The sequence below is a fragment of the Rhodanobacter sp. FDAARGOS 1247 genome (assembly GCF_016889805.1).
In the GTDB taxonomy this organism is placed as follows: Bacteria; Pseudomonadota; Gammaproteobacteria; order Xanthomonadales; family Rhodanobacteraceae; genus Rhodanobacter.
The window spans coordinates 1,314,080-1,337,209 of record NZ_CP069535.1; the positions used below are offsets into that span (position 1 = coordinate 1,314,080).

The 23,130-nt window shown below is 65.5% G+C and carries 27 protein-coding genes; 14 read left to right on the plus strand and 13 right to left on the minus strand.

Going from position 1 to position 23,130, the window contains the following annotated elements; translation table 11 throughout:
• Nucleotides 1–15 precede the first annotated feature (15 nt).
• The 5 genes from I6J77_RS05820 (at nucleotide 16) to fghA (ending at nucleotide 3,312) form a co-directional block, all read left to right on the plus strand.
• Entirely contained in the window at nucleotides 16–1,077 is a 1,062-nt protein-coding gene (locus I6J77_RS05820; protein WP_204110899.1) for a hypothetical protein, read from the plus strand.
• 33 nt (nucleotides 1,078–1,110) lie between these two features.
• Nucleotides 1,111–1,260, plus strand: a complete 150-nt coding sequence (locus tag I6J77_RS05825; protein WP_204110900.1) for a hypothetical protein — start codon at nucleotides 1,111–1,113, stop codon at nucleotides 1,258–1,260.
• 77 nt (nucleotides 1,261–1,337) lie between these two features.
• On the plus strand, nucleotides 1,338–1,985 hold the full coding sequence (locus I6J77_RS05830; RefSeq protein ID WP_204110901.1) for a hypothetical protein: 648 nt from the start codon (nucleotides 1,338–1,340) through the stop codon (nucleotides 1,983–1,985).
• 58 nt (nucleotides 1,986–2,043) lie between these two features.
• Complete coding sequence (locus I6J77_RS05835) at nucleotides 2,044–2,379, plus strand: hypothetical protein (RefSeq protein ID WP_204110902.1); 336 nt, start codon at nucleotides 2,044–2,046, stop codon at nucleotides 2,377–2,379.
• An 84-nt stretch (nucleotides 2,380–2,463) separates the two neighbouring features.
• On the plus strand, nucleotides 2,464–3,312 hold the full coding sequence (fghA, locus tag I6J77_RS05840; RefSeq protein WP_304627170.1) for an S-formylglutathione hydrolase: 849 nt from the start codon (nucleotides 2,464–2,466) through the stop codon (nucleotides 3,310–3,312).
• A 65-nt stretch (nucleotides 3,313–3,377) separates the two neighbouring features.
• Here fghA and I6J77_RS05845 read toward each other — a convergent pair whose 3' ends face one another.
• Together I6J77_RS05845 and I6J77_RS05850 are read right to left on the minus strand one after the other, a co-directional pair.
• Nucleotides 3,378–4,709, minus strand: coding sequence for a DEAD/DEAH box helicase (locus I6J77_RS05845; RefSeq protein WP_056717234.1), 1,332 nt, complete (start codon nucleotides 4,707–4,709; stop codon nucleotides 3,378–3,380).
• Nucleotides 4,710–4,871: 162 nt separating this feature from the next.
• A complete protein-coding gene (locus tag I6J77_RS05850) occupies nucleotides 4,872–5,531 on the minus strand; it encodes a class I SAM-dependent methyltransferase (protein WP_204110903.1) in 660 nt (219 codons plus the stop codon).
• 138 nt (nucleotides 5,532–5,669) lie between these two features.
• Between I6J77_RS05850 and I6J77_RS05855 the strand changes: the two genes are divergently transcribed.
• Both I6J77_RS05855 and I6J77_RS05860 read left to right on the plus strand, forming a co-directional pair.
• Nucleotides 5,670–6,899, plus strand: coding sequence for an MFS transporter (locus I6J77_RS05855; protein WP_204110904.1), 1,230 nt, complete (start codon nucleotides 5,670–5,672; stop codon nucleotides 6,897–6,899).
• Nucleotides 6,900–6,968: 69 nt separating this feature from the next.
• Nucleotides 6,969–7,454: a peptidylprolyl isomerase gene (locus I6J77_RS05860; protein WP_056765475.1), complete on the plus strand. Its 486-nt coding sequence runs from the start codon at nucleotides 6,969–6,971 to the stop codon at nucleotides 7,452–7,454.
• A 127-nt stretch (nucleotides 7,455–7,581) separates the two neighbouring features.
• Here the strand turns inward: I6J77_RS05860 and I6J77_RS05865 are convergent, their stop codons facing one another.
• From I6J77_RS05865 to I6J77_RS05880, 4 genes are all read right to left on the minus strand, one after another.
• On the minus strand, nucleotides 7,582–8,082 hold the full coding sequence (locus I6J77_RS05865) for a C40 family peptidase (protein ID WP_204111407.1): 501 nt from the start codon (nucleotides 8,080–8,082) through the stop codon (nucleotides 7,582–7,584).
• 140 nt (nucleotides 8,083–8,222) lie between these two features.
• Complete coding sequence (locus I6J77_RS05870; RefSeq protein ID WP_239309200.1) at nucleotides 8,223–9,587, minus strand: TonB family protein; 1,365 nt, start codon at nucleotides 9,585–9,587, stop codon at nucleotides 8,223–8,225.
• Complete coding sequence (locus tag I6J77_RS05875) at nucleotides 9,475–9,861, minus strand: BlaI/MecI/CopY family transcriptional regulator (RefSeq protein ID WP_204110905.1); 387 nt, start codon at nucleotides 9,859–9,861, stop codon at nucleotides 9,475–9,477. The genes I6J77_RS05870 and I6J77_RS05875 overlap by 113 nt, the downstream gene beginning before the upstream one ends.
• Nucleotides 9,862–9,967: 106 nt before the next feature.
• A complete protein-coding gene (locus tag I6J77_RS05880) occupies nucleotides 9,968–11,314 on the minus strand; it encodes a hypothetical protein (RefSeq protein WP_239309201.1) in 1,347 nt (448 codons plus the stop codon).
• A 156-nt stretch (nucleotides 11,315–11,470) separates the two neighbouring features.
• On the opposite strand from I6J77_RS05880, the gene hutG reads away from it, so the two are divergent.
• The gene (gene hutG / locus I6J77_RS05885; RefSeq protein WP_204110906.1) at nucleotides 11,471–12,250 is read left to right on the plus strand and encodes an N-formylglutamate deformylase; all 780 of its coding nucleotides are present in this window, start codon (nucleotides 11,471–11,473) and stop codon (nucleotides 12,248–12,250) included.
• Between the two features lie 33 nt (nucleotides 12,251–12,283).
• On the opposite strand, the gene I6J77_RS05890 is transcribed toward hutG, so the two are convergent.
• The 7 genes from I6J77_RS05890 to asnS all read right to left on the minus strand — a co-directional run bounded on the left by I6J77_RS05890 (nucleotide 12,284) and on the right by asnS (nucleotide 18,332).
• On the minus strand, nucleotides 12,284–12,715 hold the full coding sequence (locus I6J77_RS05890) for a RidA family protein (protein ID WP_204110907.1): 432 nt from the start codon (nucleotides 12,713–12,715) through the stop codon (nucleotides 12,284–12,286).
• A complete protein-coding gene (gene can / locus I6J77_RS05895) occupies nucleotides 12,712–13,377 on the minus strand; it encodes a carbonate dehydratase (RefSeq protein WP_204110908.1) in 666 nt (221 codons plus the stop codon). The genes I6J77_RS05890 and can overlap by 4 nt, the downstream gene beginning before the upstream one ends.
• On the minus strand, nucleotides 13,374–14,894 hold the full coding sequence (locus I6J77_RS05900; protein ID WP_204110909.1) for an aldehyde dehydrogenase: 1,521 nt from the start codon (nucleotides 14,892–14,894) through the stop codon (nucleotides 13,374–13,376). Before I6J77_RS05900 ends, can begins: the two co-directional genes overlap by 4 nt.
• A gap of 79 nt (nucleotides 14,895–14,973) precedes the next feature.
• Nucleotides 14,974–15,765 carry an SDR family NAD(P)-dependent oxidoreductase gene (locus I6J77_RS05905; protein ID WP_204110910.1) on the minus strand — a complete coding sequence of 264 codons (792 nt, stop codon included), beginning with the start codon at nucleotides 15,763–15,765 and terminating at the stop codon, nucleotides 14,974–14,976.
• A gap of 16 nt (nucleotides 15,766–15,781) precedes the next feature.
• Nucleotides 15,782–16,096 carry a hypothetical protein gene (locus tag I6J77_RS05910; RefSeq protein ID WP_056717224.1) on the minus strand — a complete coding sequence of 105 codons (315 nt, stop codon included), beginning with the start codon at nucleotides 16,094–16,096 and terminating at the stop codon, nucleotides 15,782–15,784.
• The gene (locus I6J77_RS05915) at nucleotides 16,093–16,917 is read right to left on the minus strand and encodes a MalM family protein (protein ID WP_056717223.1); all 825 of its coding nucleotides are present in this window, start codon (nucleotides 16,915–16,917) and stop codon (nucleotides 16,093–16,095) included. Before I6J77_RS05915 ends, I6J77_RS05910 begins: the two co-directional genes overlap by 4 nt.
• 14 nt (nucleotides 16,918–16,931) lie before the next feature.
• Complete coding sequence (gene asnS / locus I6J77_RS05920) at nucleotides 16,932–18,332, minus strand: asparagine--tRNA ligase (protein ID WP_204110911.1); 1,401 nt, start codon at nucleotides 18,330–18,332, stop codon at nucleotides 16,932–16,934.
• 150 nt (nucleotides 18,333–18,482) lie between these two features.
• On the opposite strand from asnS, the gene I6J77_RS05925 reads away from it, so the two are divergent.
• The 6 genes from I6J77_RS05925 (at nucleotide 18,483) to alr (ending at nucleotide 23,076) form a co-directional block, all read left to right on the plus strand.
• Nucleotides 18,483–18,809, plus strand: a complete 327-nt coding sequence (locus tag I6J77_RS05925; RefSeq protein ID WP_056765495.1) for an iron-sulfur cluster assembly accessory protein — start codon at nucleotides 18,483–18,485, stop codon at nucleotides 18,807–18,809.
• A 209-nt stretch (nucleotides 18,810–19,018) separates the two neighbouring features.
• Nucleotides 19,019–19,447: a 30S ribosomal protein S6 gene (rpsF, locus tag I6J77_RS05930; protein WP_007804738.1), complete on the plus strand. Its 429-nt coding sequence runs from the start codon at nucleotides 19,019–19,021 to the stop codon at nucleotides 19,445–19,447.
• Nucleotides 19,448–19,461: 14 nt separating this feature from the next.
• Nucleotides 19,462–19,692, plus strand: coding sequence for a 30S ribosomal protein S18 (gene rpsR, locus I6J77_RS05935; protein WP_007081973.1), 231 nt, complete (start codon nucleotides 19,462–19,464; stop codon nucleotides 19,690–19,692).
• Nucleotides 19,693–19,836: 144 nt separating this feature from the next.
• A complete protein-coding gene (gene rplI, locus I6J77_RS05940; protein WP_056717220.1) occupies nucleotides 19,837–20,286 on the plus strand; it encodes a 50S ribosomal protein L9 in 450 nt (149 codons plus the stop codon).
• A gap of 287 nt (nucleotides 20,287–20,573) precedes the next feature.
• On the plus strand, nucleotides 20,574–21,968 hold the full coding sequence (locus I6J77_RS05945) for a replicative DNA helicase (RefSeq protein WP_204110912.1): 1,395 nt from the start codon (nucleotides 20,574–20,576) through the stop codon (nucleotides 21,966–21,968).
• Between the two features lie 19 nt (nucleotides 21,969–21,987).
• Nucleotides 21,988–23,076: an alanine racemase gene (gene alr, locus I6J77_RS05950; protein ID WP_204110913.1), complete on the plus strand. Its 1,089-nt coding sequence runs from the start codon at nucleotides 21,988–21,990 to the stop codon at nucleotides 23,074–23,076.
• The last annotated feature ends 54 nt before the right edge of the window (nucleotides 23,077–23,130 follow it).

Below are 23,130 nucleotides of genomic sequence, written 5' to 3' on the forward strand. Positions count from 1 at the left end.
CACAGGGAGTGTCACGTGCAAATGGATTATTGCTTCACGTTCTCCGAGCTTTCCGGGGAGCGCTGGCTGGCGACGGATGCCAGGGCCGGTGTGGCCTACAAACTTTCCCGTCACGCCATGCTTCTGCTTGTTTCGCTCCAGGCCAGTGAAACCCGGCGATCGGCGCACGCGCGCTATTGCGTCGAAGCGCGCAGCAGCATGGATTTTCCGGCATTCGAACTGGCGGCAGCGCAAGTCCTGGAACAGTTGCGACGTCAGGCGCGTCCGCCGCGCCGGCAGCTTGCGGCCAGTATGACCGTGGTGCCCCACTGGCTGGTGGACATGCTGGCCGAACCACTGCGGGCACTGGTGAGCCGTCCGGTCTGGATCTTCAACTTCGCGATCGGCGTCGCCCTGTTTGCCGCCCTGTTTGCCTGGCAGGGGATGCCCGCGTTACCCGATACGCCGGGGGCGGTCGGAACCTTTGTCGCCCTGCTCCTGCTGAGTGCGCTGTTTCACGAACTGGGCCATGCCAGCGCGATAAAGCGGTTCGGCCACGTCGTGGGAAATTTCGGCGTTGGCATCTACTGGATATACCCGGTTTTCTATACCGAATTGCTGTGCCTCGATGCCCTGGCTGTCGGGGATCGGTTATGGGTCAATCTTGCCGGCATCCATTTCCAGCTGATGTTCTCGAGCGTGGTGGCGGTTCTTGCGTTGTCGCTGCAGCTGCCTGTACTCGGGTTGTGTTCCGAACTCATCACCCTGTTCACCGTGGTGCAGTTGCTTCCGCTGGGACGATCGGACGGCTACTGGATACTGCTTGATGTCAGCGGAAGCTGGGACGTGAGGCTGGCGAGTTTCTGCAGGATATTCAGTGGGGTCATGACGGTGGTGCTGATCGCCTTCATGGTCAGGGTGTCGATCGCACCCCTGATCGTCGCGATGACTCGCGCCGGAGGGCTGGCTCCCGTGGCAAACATCATCTTCAAACCGTCCAGCCTGCTGGTGCTGGCCCAGACGGTCTTGGCCATCATCGGTTGCCGGTCCCTGCTGGCGCGGTTGCCCTGGTTCAAAAGGCGAAGTCACGCCGCCTGAAGAGCGTGACGTCAAAGCAAAGGAAGTTTTTCAATGGAAAGCAGCAACGAAGTTTTCGAAGTGGAAGCAGCCAGCGGTCGTCTTGAGTTCTTCTGGCACGAGCTGTGGGGCTGGATCACCGGGCACTGCAGCCTCGGCGGACCGGACGGCAGCTATGGTGTCTCGTGCGATCAGGATTTCTGATCGCATTGCCGTAATTGAAGCGCCGGCTGTTGCTCGCCGGCGCTTTGACGAAGTGTTTCGTCGGAGGAATGCCGCAGATGTCGACTTCAAGAAAATATGCCTGCCTGGTGATGCTTGTGCTTTTCGCATTCACCAGCGGACTGCAAGCCAAAGAACGCCACTACGCACAGCTCTACAGTTGGGCGCAGGGTGTCCAGTGGGTCAATGCGCGACCCGATCGGCAGTATGTCGAGGCCTTCATCCAGGTACGCAGCCACGAGCGCAATATCCCGATCGAGAAGGTCCGCCTGGTCATCCATGCTTCCGGCGGCGATCGCATGGTGGCGTTGCCGGCCTCCGGCGTACTGACGTTGCCCATCGACGGTGACCTGATCACCGGAGATCCGGTGGTCGAGTTCAGCAGCCGCGTGGGGGTCACCGTCGTCATCCGTGCGTCCGCGCCGCCGCGCCAGGATTTCGACTACGGATTGATCGGTGCCATGGTCAGGGAATACACGGAAACGGTCTCCCGACAGAATTTTCTGCCGGATCAGTTCCAGTCCGTCCACGTGCGTGGGCTGGCCTTGCGCGGCGATGGCATCGCTGTTCATTCGTCCTGCGGGGTGGTTGCCAGGAAGCGTGGCGACGCCCTGGTCATCGACTACGACTCGCAGTTGCCGGCAGATTGCAAGGTTGAGCTTTCGCGAATGCCTGACTCGATGGAGTTGATGTTCAAGTGGTTCTAGTGCCGTCGCTGGTCGGGCGTGATCCTTGGCGCCAGGAAATTTGCAAGGAATCGAGCACATGAAGAAGCGGGTTTTTGCACTGGTCTGCGTCGCTGCGATGGTGGCGGGTACGGCCTCCCTCGGCGTCGCGCATGATCGGCAGGAAGCTTCCCTGCCGGCCAGTTCAACGGCGGTCTTGCCGGACCAGGCGAAAGGCGTCGAGACCGGAACGACAGGCGAATCATCGCCCCGGAATTTTCAGCGCGCGAATCGGTTGGCGGACACGCTCTCGGGAGGTTTCGGCAGCGCGGCAGGCAAGCCGACGGTGCGGCGCCGGCAGGTGCCGGTCAGTCCGTATCGGCAACCCCCACCCGTGCAGACCGGCCCGGTGTTCCGGGGAGGCGGCATTCGGTAAGTCGGCCGCCACCAGCTGGCACGCATGCGGGCGTCCGCCATGCATGGTTATGATCACGGCCAATTGGTTGGCGAGTAGTTGAGCATGAGCGGGATCGAAACCCTTTCCGAGCAGATCTGTTTCGACGGTGTGCAGGGCGTCTATCGCCACGAATCGGAGGCCTGCGCCGGCCCCATGCGGTTTGCGCTGTACCAGCCACCGCAGGCAGCGACGGGCCCTTGCCCGGTCCTGTATTTCCTCGCCGGGCTCACCTGCACCGAGGAAACCGCCACCGTCAAGGCCGGTGCGCAGCGCCTGGCGGCGCAATTCGGCATGGTACTGGTGATGCCCGACACCAGCCCGCGCGAAACCGGCATCGCCGGCGCTACCGGCGACTGGGAATTTGGTGAGGGTGCGGGCTTCTACGTCGATGCCACGCAGCCGCCGTATGCCGCGCGTTTCAACATGCATCGCTACGTGGTCGACGAGTTGCCGGCATTGATCGCCGGACAGTTCCCCGTCGACATCTCGCGCAGCAGCATCTGCGGACACTCGATGGGAGGACACGGCGCGCTGACCATCGCCTTGCGTCATCCCGGCCGCTACCGCTCGGTGTCGGCTTTTGCGCCGATCGTGGCGCCCAGCCAGGTGCCGTGGGGGCAGAAGGCGTTGCCGCGCTACCTCGGCAACGATCCGGCGGCGTGGGCCGATTACGATGCCTGCGAACTGGTGCGCCGGCGGACCTTCGAGGGCACCATCCTGATCGACCAGGGCGAAGCCGACGCCTTTCTGGAGCGCCAGCTGAAACCGGAGCTGTTCGATCAGGCTTGCGCGGAGGCGGGTCAGTCGCTGCTGCTGCGGCGGCATCGGGGTTATGACCACAGCTACTGGTTCATCAGCAGCTTCATCGACGACCATCTGCGCCATCACGCCAGGGCTTTGGGCCTGGTCTGAATATCGATGGGCAGAAACGAAGATGGCGGCCCGGGGGCCGCCATCTCGTATCGGCGTTCGAAAATTCAGGCCTTGGCGGCCGGACGCGAGTTCGAACGGCGGCGCTGGTTGCCTGCAGCATGGTCACCGCGGCTACCCTGCGGCGCGTAGCCATTCGGTCGCGCCGCACCGGCGGGCTTGCCCTGACGCGGCGCGCGCTGCTGCTGACGCTGACCACCGCCACCCTGCTTGGGACGTGGCGCGCCGGCGTCCAGGCGCAGCGGTGCGGAGGGCTCGTAACCGGTCACTGCGGTGATTGCGATGTCCTGCTTGAGCAACTTGCGGATGTCGAACAGCAGGCCGGACTCGTCATGGCTGACCAGCGACAGCGCCAGGCCTTCCATGCCGGCGCGCCCGGTGCGGCCGATGCGATGCACGTAATCCTCGGCCACCGACGGCAGGTCGAAGTTGATCACGATCGGCAACTGCTCGATGTCGATGCCGCGGGCGGCGATGTCGGTGGCGACCATCACCGTGACGCGGCCGCTCTTGAAGTCGCTGAGCGCACGGGTGCGGGCGTTCTGGCTCTTGTTGCCGTGGATCGCGGCGCTGCGCAGGCCGGAGGCGTTGAGGAAGGTCACCAGCTTGTCGGCGCCGTGCTTGGTGCGGCTGAACACCAGGGTCTGCCGACGGCTGTCCTGCGACAGCACGTGCAGCAGCAGGTCGCGCTTGCGCGAGGCGTCGACCGGATGCACCTGGTGGCTGACCAGGGTGGTGACGGTGTTCGGCGCGGAGACCGAGATCTCCTTCGGGTTGTGCATGAACTCCATCGCCAGCGTCTTGATCGCCGGCGCGAAGGTGGCCGAGAACAACAGGGTCTGGCGGCGCTTCGGCACCGACTGCAGGATGCGCTTCAAGGCCGGCAGGAAGCCCATGTCGAGCATGCGGTCGGCTTCGTCGAGGATCAGCGTTTCCACCGCGGACAGATCCAGCGTGCGCTGCTGCATGTGGTCGATCAGGCGGCCGGGGGTGGCGATGACGATGTCGACGCCGCGGCGCAGCGCGTTGATCTGCGGGCCCATGCCGACGCCGCCGAAGATGGTGGTGGCGCTGATCTGGATGAACTTGCTGTAGTCACGGATGTTCTCGTGAATCTGCGCGGCCAGCTCGCGGGTCGGGGTGAGGATCAGCGCACGCGGGCGCCGGGTCATGGTCTGGCCGCTGGTGGACAGCTTCTGCAGCAGGGGCAGCGCGAACGCCGCGGTCTTGCCGGTGCCGGTCTGGGCGGCAGCAAGCAGGTCGTGACCTTCCAGCACGGACGGGATCGCCGCGGCCTGGATCGGGGTGGGCTGGGTGTAGCCGTAATCGGCAAGCGCACGCAACAACGCGGGCGCAAGGCCCAGCGAATCGAAAGACATGTAACACTCCTGAGCAACCCGGAGTGTTCATACCGTGTTGCAGACTAAGGGGAAGGGGCGACGGTGTGTCGCAACGTTCGTGGGGGCGAACGCGGAGCGGAGTATAGCCGATCCGACGAGGCCGTGCGCGCGGACCGTTCGTGAAACTGAACGGCCAGCCGATCAGGCCTGCGGTCGGCGCGCCACGATCAGGTAGCTGTTGAACGGCGTGCGCCCGCGCAAGGGCTCGATGCGCACGTCCAGCCCGACGTCCTCCAGCGGCGCCCGCAGCTCGCTGGCGCTGGGATAGTGCTGCGGACCGCCGGGAATCCAGCCCGATGCATGCAGGAAGAACTCCTCGATGCGGGTGGCGTGAAACCGCCAGTTCCGTTCGCGCAGCACGTTGCGGATGATCAGTCGACCGGCCGGGGCAAGGTGGCGCGCGGCGGAACGCAGCAGGTCGGGCTGGCGGGAGGCGGGCAGGTAGTGCAGCACGTCCAGCACGGTGACGTCACCCTGCACCGACGGCAGCTCGGCCGCGTCGGCGTGTTGCAGTTCCATCAGGTCTTCGAGTCCGCCGCGCTGGGCGGCGAGCCGGCCGGAGGCGATCTTGCGCGGATCGTGGTCCAGCCCGAAGTAGCGCCGCTTCCGGCCCTGGGTGTTCAGATACTGTCCGAGCAGGCCGATGCCGCAACCGATGTCCAGCAGGGGCAGCGAACTTTCGTCCAGCAGCGCCGCGGTGGCGGCGTAGACCGGGTCGCCGGCCAGCTTGCCGCGGACATAGCCGCGCTGGATGACGTTGTCATAACGGCTTGCGATGCGCTGGCGGCTGCGATGATCCATCCGGGTCCCGCGTCTGGAGAGGTCTCTGCAGCCTAAGGCATCCGCGGCATGCAGGCCATGCGGGCATGTCCCGCCCGTTTGTGCGGCGTCGGGCATACGATAGCGATCAGTCTTTGGGCCACTCAAGGAAAGGTCGCGATGTCACTGCTTGCACCCCTGCGTGAACTCGATTCCACCCAGCGCCATACCGTGCTGGCAAGTTTCCTCGGCTGGACGCTGGATGCCTTCGACTACTTCCTGCTGACCTTCGTGATCGTCACGGTGGCGAAGGAGTTCGAGGTGGCCACGACGCAGGTGATCTATGCGCTGTTCCTGACCCTGGCCGCGCGCCCGCTGGGCGCCCTGCTGTTCGGGCGACTGGCCGATCGCTTCGGGCGACGCCCGATCCTGATGCTGGACGTGGTGCTGTTCTCGGTGTTCGAACTGGCCACCGCGTTCGCGACCTCGCTCACCATGTTGCTGGTGCTGCGCTTCCTGTTCGGGGTCGCGATGGGCGGCGAATGGGGCATCGGCGCGTCGCTGGCGATGGAGTCGATCCCGGCGAAGGCGCGCGGAGCCGTGTCCGGCCTGCTGCAGAGCGGTTACCCGTGCGGGTTCTTCCTGGCGGCCCTGGCGAACTGGCTGCTGGTGGATCACATCGGCTGGCGCGGGCTGTTCGTGGTCGGCGCGATTCCGGCCTTGCTGGTGCTGTACATCCGGCGCAAGGTGCCGGAATCGACGGTATGGCAGGCCGGCCAGAGCACCGGTCGTCGCCCCGGCCTGCTCGAATCCATGAAGGGGCACTGGAAGCTGGCGATCTATCTGATGCTGCTGATGATGGCGTTCAACATGTTCAGCCACGGCTCGCAGGACCTCTATCACACCTTCGAGGAATCCAGCCTCCATCTGCCGACCGGTTCGACCGCGGCCTTCGTGCTGGTGGCCCTGCTCAACCTCGGCGCCCTGGTCGGCGGACTCTACTTCGGTGCGCTTTCGGAGCGGATCGGTCGGCGCAAGGCGATGATGATCGCGGCCCTGCTGGCGATCCCGGTGATCCCGCTGTGGATGCACGGCGGTTCGCTGATCCTGCTCGGCCTGGGTGCCTTCCTGATCCAGGTGATGGTGCAGGGCGCCTGGGGCGTGGTGCCGAGCCACCTCAACGAGCTGTCGCCGGCACTGGTGCGGGGTACCTTGCCCGGTTTCGCCTACCAGATGGGCAACCTGCTGGCGGCGGTCACGGCAACCGCGCAGAACTGGCTGGCGCAGCGGCATGGCGGGGATTTCGCGTTCGCCATGTCGTGGTGGATGGTCGGGGTTGCCCTGCTGCTGGCGCTGCTGCTGTGGCTGGGGCCGGAGGCGCGCGGGGTGGGGCTTGCCGCGGAGCCCTGAGGCCGGTTGCCATCCGTCCGCCGGCGGGCTGCTAGAATCCCCCGTTTGATCCCATCGACGAGACGCGCAATGAAGGCTGGCAAGGACAAGGTCATCGCAATCCACTACACGCTGACCGTGGATGGCGAAAAGGTGGAAAGCTCGCATGACCGCGACGAACAGTTGTGGATACTGCTGGGCCACGGCCAGCTGATTCCGGGCCTGGAAACCGCGCTTGAAGGCCACGAAGCGGGCGACACGCTGTCGGTGGACGTGGCTCCCGCCGATGCCTACGGCGAGCGTCAGGAAGGCCAGATCCAGCGCATGTCGAAGAAATACTTCCCGCAGGCAAACCGCCTCAAGCCGGGCATGACCACCGTGCTGAGCCTCAAGGAAGGCGGCCAGCGCGCGGTGACCGTACACAAGGTCGGCATGAGCGCGATCGATGTGGACCTGAATCACCCGATGGCCGGCAAGACCCTGCATTTCGACGTCACGGTTGGCGAAGTGCGCGACGCCACCGAAGAAGAAATCCAGCACGGCCACGCCCACGCGCCGGGCGCCGAAGCGCACTGAAAGTGCGCTTCATCAAGTAGAAGTAAAACGGCGCCCTTGGGCGCCGTTTTTCGTTCGCCCTCTCCCCTCCCAGGGGAGAGTTGGAGTGGGGTCGTCACGGTCTACCCGAAACCCTGTTCCCCCACACTCAATCCAGCACCCGCCTCCCATAAGCAAAGTGATCCCCCCAGTACGGCCCGTCGATGTCGTCCAGCCGCACCGTGCCGCCGCTGTTCGGTGCATGCACGAAGCGTCCCTTGCCCACGTACACGCCGACATGGCTGATCGCGCCGCCGATGTCGAAGAACACCAGGTCGCCGCTGGCCAGTTGGGTCATCTTGCGCACCTTCTTGCCATCCGCCGCCATCTCGTGGGAGGTGCGCGGCAGCTTGATGCCGGTGGCAGTGCGATAGATGTAGTCGACCAGGCCGCTGCAGTCGAAACCGCCCGCCGGGGTGTTGCCGCCCCAGCGATACGGCGTGCCGACCAGTCCGATCGCGCGGAACAGGATGTCGTTCGCCTCGCCGGCGCTGGCCGCCGAGGGCGCGCGCGGCGGCAGGTCGGCCAATGCGGAGTGCGAGGTCTTGTAGGCGGGTTGCGGCCGGCGTGGATTGCCGGAGCAGGCGGCCAGCGCGGCTATCGCCAACATCGGCAAGGCAAGATGCGCAGCTCGTGAGAGCGTGCGCGAGGCGACATGGCTGGCGGCGGGCTGCGGACTCACAAGACAACCTCGGCAGGGATGTGCCGAGGTTATCAATTCAATAATTCACATGCAAATCAAAAGGATTTTCAGCTTTTTGAATTTTGTTTCTCAGCTTCACCCCTGCCCGGGCCGTCGGTGAGAGGGGCCAGCATGAATTTCACGGGTACGCGCGCGTAGCCTTCGATCGGCTTGCCATCCTTCATCTGCGGGTTGAAACGCCATTGCCTGGCCGCGTTGGTCGCCGCCGCGATGAGGTCGCCGGATACCGTGCTGCTGTACTGCGGATCGTAGGTGATGCTGCCCACCGTGCCGTCGGCATGAACCAGGACCTTGAGCACGACCGTGCCTTGTTCGTGGTTCTTGATCGATGCGGCCGGATACCGCGGTTGCATGTTCACGTTGTGGGCGATGTCCGAGGACGCACTCTGGTCGGATGCCGGAGTGGACTGGGCCTGCGCGACCAGCGTGCTGCCGGCCATCAGCGCCGCCAATCCGAAGTAGCCGATGCAACGGCGCAGTGCACCGGGACGATGACGCTGGATCATGATGAGTCGCTCCTTCAGTTGTGGCTCGGCGAGCCAGGGGATCAAGGCCGGCACGGGCGAGCTGGCGGCACTGTGCATGAGGACATTGGCGTAGCCGGATTCGTCCTGCGGCGCCAGGCGCAGCACGCGTGCATCGCATGCCAGTTCCTGGTCGAGCCGAAACCGCGGCAAGGCAAGCCAGGCCAGCGGGTGGAACCACAGCAGGGCCGAGGCGATTTCGGCGAGCAGGTTCCACAGCACATCGCCGCGACGCAGGTGGGCCAGTTCATGGCGCAGGATCAGTTGCCGTTCGGCGGCGCTGAAGCGCTGCATGAAATCCGCCGGCAGCAGCAGCAACGTGCGCCGTGCCGATGGCAGCAGGGCCGGGCCCGCCGGGTGCAGTCGCAGGCGGGAGCCATCGAGCGCCTTCATATCCCGCCGCAACGCCGTCAGCATGGACTCGGGCAGGCGACGACTTTGTCGATGCAGGCGAATGAGATGCACGAGAAGTCGCAGCAGGCACACCGCGGTGCCGGCCAGCCATGCCGGGTACAGCCATGGAGCGATGGATCGCGGCTGGAACGGCGCAGCCAGACCGGTATCCGGGCCGGGAAGCACCTGCAAGGTCGGCAGCGTGATCCAGTGGATCGGTGCCGCGGGCAGCCAGGGAAGACTGGCCAGCAATGGTGGCAGCAGCCATAACAGGAACGCAGGGTCGGCACCGAATGCCCGGCGCAATGGGCGGCGCGCCAGCAATACGAGAACCATGCCGACGGTCGTCAGGAGCAGGGAGCGTAGTACGGTCGCTTCCATGTCAGTGCTCCTTCTTCTCGATCGCATCGAGCAGCTTGCGCAACTCGGCGATGTCCTTCGCGCCCAGTTTCTCGTGCGCGCTGAAATGCACGAGCAGCGGCGAAAGCCGGCCACCAAACACCCGGTCGAGCAGGCTGCGGCTTTCCTGCGATTGCCATTGCTCGCGCGTCAACGCGGGCGAATACAGATAGCGCCGGCCATCCTTTTGTGCCGTTGCCGCACCCTTGCCCAGCAAGCGGTTGAGCAGGGTGCGGATGGTCTTCTCGTGCCAGTCGCTGTCCAGCTGGAGTGCGGCCACGATGTCTTCGGAGCTTTGCGGCGCCTTGCGCCACAACACTTCCATCACCCGGCTTTCGGCTTCGCTGATCGGCGGAAATGGTCGGGTCATGGCGCGTCCTTTGGATTACATTTGTAGTTCACCAAAGACTACATGCGTAATCCGGGCAGCGCAAGTGGTTCCCATGGGCCTCTTCGGATCGAAAACCCGCAATCTCTCAGTGCCTTTCAACGGTGATGGTCTGTGTGGTCAAGGTCTGTCCGTTGAGGCCCCAGGCGCGTAGCCGATAGCGACCCGGGCGCAGGTACAGCTTCGACACGACATCGCCTTGCATGAAGGCGTAGCGATCGGCGGCGACCGCCGTGTCCGGTTCGTCGAAGACGTGGGCGTCGATCACGCAGGGGAACGTCACCTTGCACAGCGACGAGCGAATGGGGTAGGGCGCCCGATCGCTTTCCTGGGCCAGCCAGTCGGGGCGCAGTCTGACGATCGGGTCCGGCAGCATGAGGTGGTCGCGATCGGAGCTGTGCACATTCGAGGTCGGCCGATAGAGGCCGCTTTCGCCAAAGCGGTGGGTGCCAGCGGGCAACAGCACGTTCATCTCGTATGCGTCCGGGTTGTCGCTCCAGGGCTTGCCGGTCGTGCGGCTGATCAGCACGATGGGCCCTGAAGAGGGAAAGGCCCTGACCAGTTGCCGATATGCATCATCCTCGGAAGGGATCTGCTCGCGGAACCGGGTCTGATCGATGGACAGTGGCTCGATGCCACTCAATTGCTGCAGACGGGCCGCCATCGGTTGGGTATTGCCAAGACGGCCCCTTGCCTTGTCGATATGCGCATAGCCTGCATGAACCAGGACTTTTGCGTGCGGGTCCCGGGCGAACGTCCTTCGGTACAGGTTGTCGGCCTGCCTGGACTCCCGATCGGTCTGCGAGCTGGCATCCACGTCATAGGGGACCAGGGTGTAGCCCAGACGAATCGCCGTCCGGACGATTTCGCCGTAAGTCGGCTCATGCAGGTATTGCGTTCCGCTGTCCTCAATGGGGTAGCCGCGCTGCATCAGCTGCGTATCCTTGTCCGACAGGGCCTCGATGGCCAGGTAGTCGAAGCCGAGCGCGCGCAGGCGCGGCAGCAGGGCCAGAGTCAGCAACCGGGTATGGGCGTCGTGATGTGCCTCGTTCACCATCACCAGGCGGCGATCCCTGGCCATGCCGGTGATGGCATCCACGGCATCTGTGGAAGTCCAGTCGGTCGGCGTCGGCAAGCTGGCATCCGCCGGAATGTGGCTCTTCAACGGAAAGTCGAACAGGGCCTCGTTGTAAAGGCCCAGCTCGTTCTCGACCGACGCAAACATCTGCAGGGCCAGCTGTTGGTCCGCCTTCGGGAGCTTCGACGCTTCTTTCAGCAGGTACATGTAGCGCGCCAGGTCGTTGGGCTGTTGCTGGGCCTCGCGGAACATCGTGCTGGCAGCCGGGCTGAAATTCTGCGCGGAGGAAGGCGCAGCCAGTGATATGGCAGCGCAAAACGTCACCGACGCGATACGGGAAGACATCCGGTTCGGCATGGCGGAACCCTCGGGGATGACCCGTTGCCAGCGTGCTCCCGAAGCCGTCGCCAGACAAGTACCCGACAGGCTCGAACGGCATCATGCCTCGATACGGTGCCGGTTTTTTCCGTCCCTGGATGAAGCCCTTCCGGAAGGCATGGGTACAATGCCCGGATGACGACTTTCACCTTGCGGCGCGGCCGCATGCCGCTGTTGATCAGCCTGCCGCACGACGGCGCCTTCATTCCCGCCGGACTCGCGGCGCGCATGCATCCTGCCGCGCGGCGATCGCCGGATACGGACTGGCATGTGGGACGACTGTACGAACCGCTGGCGCAGGCGCTGGGCGCCAGCGTGCTGAAACCGCAGGCATCCCGTTACGTGGTTGACCTGAATCGTCCCGCCGATGGCCATGCCCTGTACCCGGGGCAGCGCGAGACGGGGCTGGTGTCGACCATCGGCTTCGATGGCGAGGCTCTCTATCGCGACGGGCTGGAACCGGATCAGGAAGAAGTCCGGCGCCGGATCGACGAATACTGGCTCCCCTATCACGACGCCCTGGCACAGGAACTGGCCCGGTTGCGTACCGAGCATGGTCGGGTGGTGCTGTGGGAAGGGCATTCCATCCGCAGCCAGGTACCCATGCTGTTCGAGGGGCGCTTGCCGGATTTCAACCTCGGCACGGCGAGCGGAGCCAGTTGCACGCCGGCCCTGCAGGAACGCCTGCAGTCCTGCCTGGCTTCGCAGTCACGCTTCAGCTTTGCGGTCAACGGACGCTTCAAGGGCGGCTACATCACCCGCCATTACGGCGCGCCGGAGACGGGCGTGCAGGCGGTGCAACTGGAACTGGCCCAGCTCAACTACATGGACGAAGAGAGCTTTGCCTACGACGAGGCCAGGGCATCGTCGGTGCAGGAACTGATCGGGCTGTTGCTGCAGGCCTGCCTGGCCTGAGGGAGCGCTTGCGCCCGGACACGCTGCCGCGGATCAGTGCGGCTCGGCGGGAAGGGCGGCCACGCACTTCAGCTCGATCGCGATCGGCGTCGGCAGGGCCACGATGCCCACCGTGGTGCGACAGGCATCCACGCCGGCGAAGCACTCCGCATACAGCCGGTTGTAGGTCGCGAAATCGCGCTGCATGTCGGTGAGGAAGACCGTCACGTCGACCAGGTCGGTCCAGGCCGCGCCGCTGGCTTCCAGCACGGCTCGCACATTGGCGAATACCTGGCGGCATTGCGCCTCGATGTCGTAGTCGACCAGCCGGCCGTCGGCGTCGAGCACGTTGCCGGGAATCGCGTTGCTGCCGGGCTGGCGAGGGCCCACTCCGGACAGGAACAGCAGGTTGCCGACCCGCCGCGCGTGCGGATACGCGCCCACCGGCGCCGGCGCTGCGTCGGTGCGGATGGCCGCGCCGCTCATGCCGCGCCTTCCCAGCGGCGGGTCAGTTCGGTGACCGCCTCGTGATAGGCGTCGGGCAGTTGCTCGCGGCCACGCACGTCGAGACCGAGATCGTGGATATGGCCGTTGTCCAAGCCGTAGATCCACGCATGCACGGCCAGCTGCTGGCCGCGCTCCCAAGCTTCGCGGACCACCGTGGTATGGCATACGTTGAGTGCCTGCTCCAGCGCGTTCAGCTCGCACAGGTGGGCATGGCGCATCGCGAACGACTGCGCCGGGTCGAGCTTGTCGGCGTGCTTCATGGCGATGTCGGTGATGTGCCGCAACCAGTTGTCGATCAGGCCCAGCCGGCTTTCCTTCAGCACCGCGCCCACGCCGCCGCAACCGTAGTGGCCCACCACCAGGATGTGTTTCACCTGCAGGACATCGACCGCGAACTGGATGGTGCTGAGCGCGTTGAGGTCGGTGTGCACCACCACGTTGGCGACATTGCGATGCACGAAGATCTCGCCCGGAGGCAAGTCGACGATCTGGGTCGCTGGCACGCGCGAATCCGAGCAACCGATCCACAGGTAGCGCGGCGCCTGCTGCTGCGACAGCTGTTCGAAAAAGGTCGGGTCCTGCGCGGTGACCTGATCGGCCCAGCGTCGGTTCTTGGCAAGCAGGTCTTTCAATGAATTCATCGGGACTCCATGGATTGGGCTGAAGCGTCCTGGCGAGGTGCGGGAAGCGCGCCATAGGCGATGCAGATGTTTTTCGGCTCGGTGAAGAAGTGCAGCGCCTCGCTGCCCCCCTCGCGACCGACCCCGGATTGCTTGACGCCGCCGAACGGCGTGCGCAGGTCGCGCAACAGCCAGCAGTTGATCCAGACGATGCCGAATTCGAGCTGGCCGGCCATGCGATGCGCGCGCGACAGGTCCTGCGTCCACAGCGAGGCGGCCAGGCCGTAGCGGCTGTCGTTGGCGATCGCCAGCGCCTCGGCTTCATCCTCGAAGGGAATCAGGCACACCACCGGGCCGAAGATTTCCTGCTGGTTGGTCTGCGCCGCCGAAGGCAGGCCTTCGATCACCGTCGGGGCGATGAACCAGCCATCGGCGCAGCGCCCGGGCAGGGTGAGCGCGCCGCCGCCGCAAAGGACCTGGCCGCCTTCGTGGCGGGCCTGTTCGATGCAGCCCAGCACCTTGTCGTAGTGCGCTTGCGAAACCATCGCGCCGAGGTCGCTGTCGGCCGCATCCGGATCGCCCACGCGCAACGCCTGCACCCTGGCCAGGTAGCGCTGGCGAAAAACGTCGTAGATCGATTTCTGCACCAGCAGGCGTGAGCCGCACAGGCAGATCTCGCCCTGGTTGGCGAAACCCGAGCGCACGATGGTGTCGAGGTTCGCGTCGGAAAGGTCAGCGTCGGCGAACACGATCGCCGGGTTCTTGCCGCCCATTTCCAGCGAAAGCTTCTTGAAGTGGGCAGCGGCGACGCCGGCGATCCGTGCGCCGGTGACCGTGCTGCCGGTGAAGGAGACGGCCTTGACCGCGGGATGTTCGACGATCGCCTGGCCCACGCCCGGGCCGCTGCCATGCACGATGTTCAGCACGCCTGCCGGAAAACCGGCTTCGATGCTCAGTTCACCCAGCAGGGCGGCGGTGCACGGCGTGACTTCCGACGGCTTGGCCACCACCGTGTTGCCCGCGGCCAGCGCCGGTGCGATCTTCCAGGTGAACAGGTACAGCGGCAGGTTCCACGGGCTGATGCAGCCGACCACGCCCAGCGGCTGGCGCAAGGTGTAGTTGATCGCGCCGCTGCCGGGCGCGCCGGTTTCCATCGCGTGCGATTCGCTGCCCCAGCTGATGATCGCCGCGGCAAAGTAGCGGAGGTTGCTGACCGCCCGGGGAATGTCGAGTCGACGCGCCAGACTCAGCGGCTTGCCGCTGTCGCGCGATTCCAGCGCGGCGAATTCTTCCAGGCGCGCCTCGATCAGGTCGGCCAGCCGCTGCAGGTGATGCGCGCGCTGATCGATCGGCGTGTTCGCCCATGCGGGCGCCGCGCGGCCGGCCGCTTCCACCGCGGCGGCGACGTCGCTGGCGTCCGAATCGGGACATTGCATGAAGACCGCGCCGGTGGCGGGTTCGTGCACGTCGAGCCAGGTATCGCGGAGTGGCGCCCGCAGGCGACCGTCGATCAGATTGGCTAGGCGCGGTATGGACATCCGCGCAAGTCTAGAACCAGCCGGCGGTGATTGCACCGGACGCTGGCGTATGCACGGCGTCCCCGGGCGACCTGGCGGATCAGCTCAATGCGCGGGTGCGACCGCCGTCCACGGCAATGCTGACGCCGTTGACGTAGGCGGCAGCAGGGGTGCACAGGAAGGCGATCACCGCCGCCACCTCGCTGGCCTCGCCGAAGCGCCTGGCCGGAATGGTGGCGATCAGGCCTTGGGCAATTTCGTCTTCGCTCTGGCCACTGGCCGCGGCTTTGGCGCCCAGCAGGCTGTCCAGGCGATCGGTGCGGGTGTAGCCAGGCAGCACGTTGTTGACGGTGATGCCATCGGCCGCCAGTTCGCCGGACAGGGTCTTGGCCCAGCCCGCCACCGCGGCACGCACGGTGTTGGATACGCCCAGTCCCGCGATCGGTTCCTTCACCGAGGTGGAGATCACGTTGACGATGCGGCCGTAGCCGCTGCTGCGCATGCCGGGCAGCACCGCCTGCAGCAAGGTCTGGCCGGCCAGCAGGTGCTGGCGGAACGCGGTCTCGAAAGCCGCGGTGGTTGCGCTGCTGGCCGCTCCGCCCGGGGGGCCGCCGCTGTTGTTGATCAGGATGTGCACGGCTGACGTGGTGGCAACTTCCGCGGCGGTGGCCTGCAACGCGGCGGTATCCAGCATGTCCACGCTGCGCCATTGATGCCGCTGCCCGGCGTGGTTGCACGGCAGTTGTCCGGCGAGCTGTTCCAGCCTGTCCGCCGAGCGCGCCAGCAAGGTGACGCTGGCGCCCAGGCCAGCCAGCTCGATGGCGCTGGCGCGGCCGATGCCTTGCGAGGCGCCGCAGACCAGCGCGTGGCGTCCACCCAGATCCAGTTGCATGGTCATTCTCCGCGAGTCAGTGCAGCCACAGACGCATCGCCAGCGCGCCGAGCCAGCAGGCCCAACCCAGCCACTGGCTGTAGCGCCAGATCGCCTGCCAGCGGTTGATCGCCACATCGCCAAGCGCCGGCAGCGCCGGCGAGCGCAGTACCTGCTGCATGCTGGCCCAGGTACGAAAGCCCGAGAGGCGGCCGCCGGCGGCATCGGTGATGACCTGCCAATGCTGCGGGTAGCGCTGGCGCAGGAGCGCGGCGACGCGAAACGGGGCCACGTACGACAGCACGAACAGGCCGACGCCGCAGGCCAGCAGGCCAAGATAGAGGATGATCATGGCGGGCTGCTGTGGCGGCTGGTGTTGTTGCTACTGGCCCAGGGCAGGGGCAGTGCGGTACGCAAGGTGTTCAACACGCCATCGCCCTTCGCGGCCTTCTTGCACACCGCATTGTCGAGCGCCTTCTCATACGTCTTGTTCATCAGGCCGACCCACAAGGTGCCATCCGGGCCGTGCGGAATGCTGAAGCTGCCGGTGGAGTTCATCTGCAGCGAGGCGGCGGTCGAGGTCGAGATCGAGGCGGGCGACTGCTCCCAGTAGGTCTTGCCGGATTGCTGCTCGGCCGAGCTGTAGACCAGCAGGTAGCGCGCCTTCGCGTTGTCGATCTTCAGGCTGCCGAACGCGCCGGTGGTTTCGTCGCTCCAGCCCATGTGCTCGCACAGGCCGATGTCTTCCGAACGCAGTGGCTGGAACGCTTCGTCCAGCAGCACCGCGGTGGGCGCGAACAGGTAGCTGGCGTGCAGCCAGCGGCCGTTCAACTCAGACTTCAGCGCGACCTGGTAGGGCAGCTTCACGCCGATCGGCAGCCGGAAGGCGAGGAAGTAGCTCTGCGTGCCGTTGAGGTTGGCGACCATGCTGCCGCTGCCCAGCACGAATTTCTGCGGTTCCCACGGCAGCGTGCTGCGGTAGGAGAAATCGGCGAAGCTGCTGCAGCAGGGGCTGGCCTGCATCAGCTGCGCCTGCGCCAGCTTCAGCGCGTCGCCGGTGTTCTCCGACGGCGGGCGCAGGTTGGGCGGCAGCAGGGACTTGGCCGTGTGGCAGCCGCCCAGCAGGACGCTGAAAAACAGTGTGGCGATGAGGGCGGGGAGTCGAAGCTGCATGGCGACGGGTTTGCTCAGAATTCCGCCGTGCCGGCGGCGCGGGGGTAGGGGATGGCATCGCGGATGTTGGACAGGCCGCAGATGTAGACCAGCAGGCGCTCGAAGCCGAGGCCGAAGCCGGCATGCGGTACCGTGCCATAACGGCGCAGGTCGCGATACCAGCCGTAGCTGGCCGGGTCGAGGCCGAACTGCACCATGCGCCGATCGAGGTAGTCGAGTCGTTCCTCGCGCTGGCTGCCGCCGATGATCTCGCCGATGCCCGGCGCCAGCACGTCCATCGCCGCCACGGTTTTCTCGTCGTCGTTCAGGCGCATGTAGAAAGCCTTGATCGCCTCGGGGTAGTTCATTACGACCACGGGGCGGCCGATATGTTTCTCGGCCAGGTAGCGCTCGTGCTCGGTCTGCAGGTCGATGCCCCAGGCGACCGGGTATTCGAATTTCTCGCCGGACTTCTTCAGGATCTCGATCGCGTCGGTGTAGTCGATGCGCTCGAAGGGCTTGGCGATGAACGCCTCCATCCGGCTGATCGCGTCCGGTTGCACGCGTTCGGCGAAGAACGCCATGTCGTCGGCGCGTTCGTCCAGCACGGCCTTGAAGATCGCCTTGAGGAAGGCCTCGGCGCAGTCCGCGTCGGCGGTGAGGTCGGCGAACGCGATCTCCGGCTCGACCATCCAGAACTCGGCCAGGTGGCGGGCGGTATTGGAGTTTTCGGCGCGGAAGGTGGGGCCGAAGGTGTACACCTTGCTCATCGCCAGGCAGTACGCCTCGACGTTGAGCTGGCCGGACACGGTGAGGAACGCCTCGCGGCCGAAGAAATCCTTGCGGAAGTCGATCTTGCCGTCGCTCGTGCGCGGCAGGTTGGCCAGGTCCAGGGTGGACAGCCGGAACATGTCGCCGGCGCCCTCGGCGTCGGAGGTGGTGATGATCGGCGTGTTGATCCAGAAAAAGCCCTGCTCGGTGAGATGGCGGTGGATCGCCGTCATCATCGTGTGGCGCACCCGGGTCACCGCGCCGAACAGGTTGGTGCGCGGGCGCAGGTGGGCGACCTCGCGCAGGAATTCCATACTGTGCTGCTTGGGCTGGATCGGATAGGTTTCCGGATCGTCGACCAGGCCGGTGACGATCACCTCGTCCGCCTGCAGTTCGAAGCTCTGGCCCTTGCCCTGAGACGGCACCAGGGTGCCGCTGACGATCACGCCGGCGCCGGCGGTGAGGTGCTTCACCTCGCTCTCGTAGTTGCCCAGGGTGGCCGGCACCACGGCCTGGATCGGATCGAAGCAGGAGCCGTCGGTGACGTTGACGAAGGACAGGCCGGCCTTGGAATCGCGGCGCGTGCGCACCCAGCCACGTACCGTCACCGTGCTGCCGGCGTCGAGCTTGCCGGAAAGAGCCTGCTTCACACTGACCACGGCCATCGGTTGAAACTCCTGCTGCCACGCCGCATCTGGACGTGTAATGGATGAGTGTTCCCTGCGCGCCAGCGCATGGGAGCAAACCGCCATGATAATGTAGCTGCCGCCCGTGCTGCGACTTTCCGGGTCAACTCCGAGGTTCGATCTGCCGTCATGAGCATCACCATCACTTCCGCCGCCAACGAGCGCATGCGCCACTTCCTGGCGGCCACCCCGGCCGCTGCCGGCGTGCGTTTCGGCGTCAAGCGTACCGGCTGCTCCGGCTTCGCCTATGTGGTGGACCTGGCCGAGTCGATGGGCGAGGGGGATCGGGTGGTCGAGGTGGACGGCCTGCCGCTGATCGTCGACGACAAGAGTCTGGCGCTGGTCGATGGCACCGTGATCGACTTCCAGCGGCAGGGCCTGAATGCCAGCTTCGTGTTCCACAACCCGAACGCCACCGGCGCCTGCGGCTGTGGCGAGAGCTTCACGGTCAGCTGAGCCAGGCCAGGGGCTGCGTCTGACTGGCCGGTTCCCGCTCTGCACCCGGCGCCAGCCCTGTTTCATCAATGACTTGCGCCGGCCTCCGCCGGCACCGTACAATTCCGCTTCTGTCCGCACCCCAACAGGTGCCGGCAGGACACTTGCCTCACCGCAACGGCGGGAGGCTGCGAGGCCGCAAGGCCGCATCCACAAGGAGTCAACCCACAATGACCCTGCGTCATTACGAAGTTGTGTTCATGGTCCATCCGGACCAGAGCGAGCAGGTCCCCGCGATGCTCGAGCGCTACAAGGCGCTGATCGAGACCGACGGCGGCAAGATCCACCGTCTGGAAGACTGGGGCCGTCGTCAGCTGGCCTACCCGATCGTGAACCTGGCCAAGGCACATTACGTGCTGCTCAACATCGAAGTCAGCCAGAACGCGCTGAACGAGCTGGAGTCGGGTTTCCGCTTCAACGACGCCGTGCTGCGCCATCTGGTGGTCCGTCGTGACGAGGCTGACATCGAGCCGTCCTTCATCCTGAAGTCGAAGGAAAAGGATGACGCCAAGTCCACCCGTCGTCGCGACGACGAGGGTGATGGCGAAGGCCGCGGCGGTCGTGACGACCGCGACAACGATCGCGACAGCGACGACTGATCAGGAGCACAGCCATGTCCAAGTTTTTCCGCCGCCGCAAGTTCTGCCGCTTCACTGCCGAAGACGTGAAGGAGATCGACTACAAGGATCTCAACACCCTGCGTCAGTACGTCACCGAGAACGGCAAGATCGTGCCGAGCCGCATCACCGGCACCAAGGCGCGCTACCAGCGCCAGCTGGCCACCGCGATCAAGCGCGCCCGCTTCCTGTCGCTGCTGCCGTACACCGACAACCACGACGTCTAAGACACGTCAGGGGCGGGGAGCAGGAAACGGGGAACGTTGGCATCGCGCCAGCCTTCCCGTTCCCCGATCCCCGATCCCCGCTCTTCGGACACCCGTCCTCTGGCTGCGCCGGGCCACACCGGCGCTAACGAAAAGAGAAGCATCATGGAACTCATTCTTCTGCAGAAAGTCCGCAACCTCGGCACGCTCGGTGACAAGGTCACCGTGAAGCCGGGCTACGGTCGCAACTTCCTCCTGCCGCAGGGCAAGGCCGTTCGCGTCAACGCCGCCAACCTGGCTGCGTTCGAACAGCGTCGCGCCGAATACGAAGCCAAGGCCAACACCGCCCTGGCCGAGGCCGAGGCACGCAAGGCCAAGCTGGCCGACGCGTCGGTGACGATCACCGCGCATGCCAGCGCCGAAGGCAAGCTGTTCGGTTCGGTTGGCCCGCGTGACATCGCCGAGGCCCTGACCACCGCAGGTCACGAAGTTCACAAGAACGAAGTGATCCTGGGCGAAGGTCCGCTGCGCAACACCGGCGAATTCGACGTCGTGATCAGCCTGCATGCCGACGTCCAGACCACCGCCAAGGTGATCGTGGTCGGCGACAAGTAAGTTCCGGATCATCGGAAAGCAGCCGGGCGCCGCGAGGCGCCCGTTTGTTTTTGAGGGGCAGGGAGTGGGGAGTGGGGAATGGCGGTAGCCAGGCTGCCGTGGCTTCTTGCTCTTTCCGAATCCCCATTCCCGCGCTCAAGCCTTATCCCCATCCATCCCCAGCTTATCCACAGACTTGTTGTCTCGACGGGCGAGACGCCGCCGCGCATGATGGTGTCGGTATGAGCAGCCACGAAGCGTCGGCGCATTGCATGCCGCCCGTGGGGCAATTCTCCTGAGGTCAGTCCATGTCTTTCGTGCCCGAACGCAAACCTTCCTCTCCGGCCATCGAGGCGTTGCGGGTGCCGCCGCATTCCATCGATGCCGAGCAGGCGGTGCTGGGTGGCCTGATGCTGGCGCCGGACGCGCTGGACAAGGTGGCCGACCGGCTGGCCGAGGATGATTTCTATCGCAAGGATCACCGGCTGATCTGGCGTGCGATCAACGAGCTGGCGAACAAGGGCATGCCGTGCGACGCGGTGACCCTGGGCGACTGGTTCGAGAGCAACGGCCTGGCCGAGATGGTCGGTGGCGCGGCCTACCTGATCGAACTGGCCAACAGCACGCCGAGCGCAGCCAACATCGCCGCCTACGCCGAGATCGTGCGCGAGAAGTCGGTGATGCGTCAGCTGATCGACGCCGGCACCTCGATCACCGAGGACGGCTACCGGCCCGAAGGCAAGAGCGTGCAGGAGGTGCTGGAAAGCGCCGAGCAGCGGGTGTTCCACATCGCCGAATCCGGCGCACGGGGCAAGAAGGATTCCGTCTCGATGCGCGAAGCGGTGAAGGACGCCTTCCGCCTGCTTACCGAGCGCTACGAGAACCGCGGCCAGCTCACCGGCATTTCCACCGGCTTCATCGATCTGGACAACCTCACTTCCGGACTGCAACCGTCGGACCTGATCATCGTGGCGGCGCGCCCGTCAATGGGCAAGACCGCATTTTCCGTGAATATCGCCGAGGCCGCCGCGATGCGCGGCAAGAAGGCGGTGGTGATCTTCTCGATGGAAATGTCCTCGTCGCAGCTGGCGTTCCGCCTGATTTCGTCGGTCGGGCGCATCCACCAGCAGCATCTGCGCAACGGCACGCTGGAGGAGGAGGACTGGCCGCGCGTCTCCAACGCGATCGCCCTGTTGTCCGAGGCCAAGATCTTCATCGACGACACGCCCGGCCTGTCACCGGTGGAACTGCGTTCGCGCGCGCGTCGCCTGCACCGCGAGCACGGCGGGCTGGGCCTGATCGTGATCGATTACCTGCAGCTGATGCAGGTGCCCGGCAACAAGGAGAATCGCGCCACCGAAATTTCAGAAATTTCGCGTTCACTGAAGGGACTTGCCAAGGAGCTGAACGTGCCGGTGATCGCCCTGTCGCAGTTGAACCGCTCGCTGGAACAGCGCGCGGACAAGCGCCCGATGATGTCCGATTTGCGCGAATCGGGCGCCATCGAGCAGGACGCCGACGTGATCATGTTCATCTACCGCGACGAGTACTACAACAAGGAATCGCCGGACAAGGGCATGGCCGAGATCATCATCGGCAAGCAGCGCAACGGCCCCACCGATACCTGCAAGCTGACCTTCCTCGGCCATTACACCAAGTTCGAGAACTACGCACCGGACTCGTTCGTCGGTTCATTCGATTGATGCTGCGCTCCCGTCCACGATGAGCCGCGCCACCGTCGCCACCATCCATCTCGGCGCCCTGCGCCACAACCTGGCGCGGCTGAAGGTGCTGGCTGCGCCGGCGCAGGTGATGGCCGTGGTCAAGGCCGATGCTTACGGGCATGGGCTGGAACGGGTCGCACGTGCGCTGGACAGCGAGGCCGATGCCTTCGCCGTGGCGGCGCTCGGTGATGGCCTGCGCCTGCGCGCTGCCGGGCACCGCCAGCGCATCGTGGTGCTGTCCGGTCCGGACAGCGCCAGTGACATCGCCGAGATGCAGCGGCTCCAGCTGGATGCCGCGATCCATCATGACGCCCAGTTGCAGTGGCTGGCCGGGGCCGACGCCGCGCGCGGACGCCTGCGCGTCTGGTTGAAGGTCGACAGTGGCATGCACCGGCTCGGCTTCGCGCCCGCACGGGTGGCTGAGGTGCACGCGCAACTCGCCTCGATGACGGGTGTCGATCCGGAAATCGGCCTGCTGACCCACTTCTCCGACTCCGAAGTGTTCGGCGGCGTGCAGACGGCAGCGCAGGTCGCCTGCTTCAACCAGGCCACGCAGATGTTCGCCGGCCCACGTTCGCTGTCCAATTCCGCCGCCGTGCTCGGCTGGCCCGAGGCGCGGGGTGACTGGGTGCGCACGGGCGGCCTGCTTTATGGCTTGTCCGTCGTGGAAGGCAGCAGCGGCGAAGACTTCGGCTTCCGTCCCGCGATGACGCTGTCGACGCGATTGATCGCGATCAACGCGGTCGGCAAGGGCGAGCGCATCGGCTACAACGGCACCTGGACCTGTCCCGAAGACATGCCGATCGGCGTCGCCGCCGTCGGCTACGGCGATGGCTACCCGCGCAGTGCCGCCGCGGGCACGCCGGTCCTGGTCGGTGATCGACGGGTGCCGCTGATCGGCCGCGTCTCGATGGATCTGATCACCCTGGACCTGCGCACCGCGCCGGAGGCGAAGATCGGTGATCGCGTGGTGCTGTGGGGGCCGGAGCTGCCGGTGGAAATCATCGCCGCGCAATCGGCCACGATTTCCTATGACCTCACCTGCGGCATGACGCGCCGGGTGCTGTTCGTCGAAGACGAGCATTGATCGGTCGGTCCGCATTCGAAGACGAAAGCTGACGGCGTCATGCGCGTTGGCGTC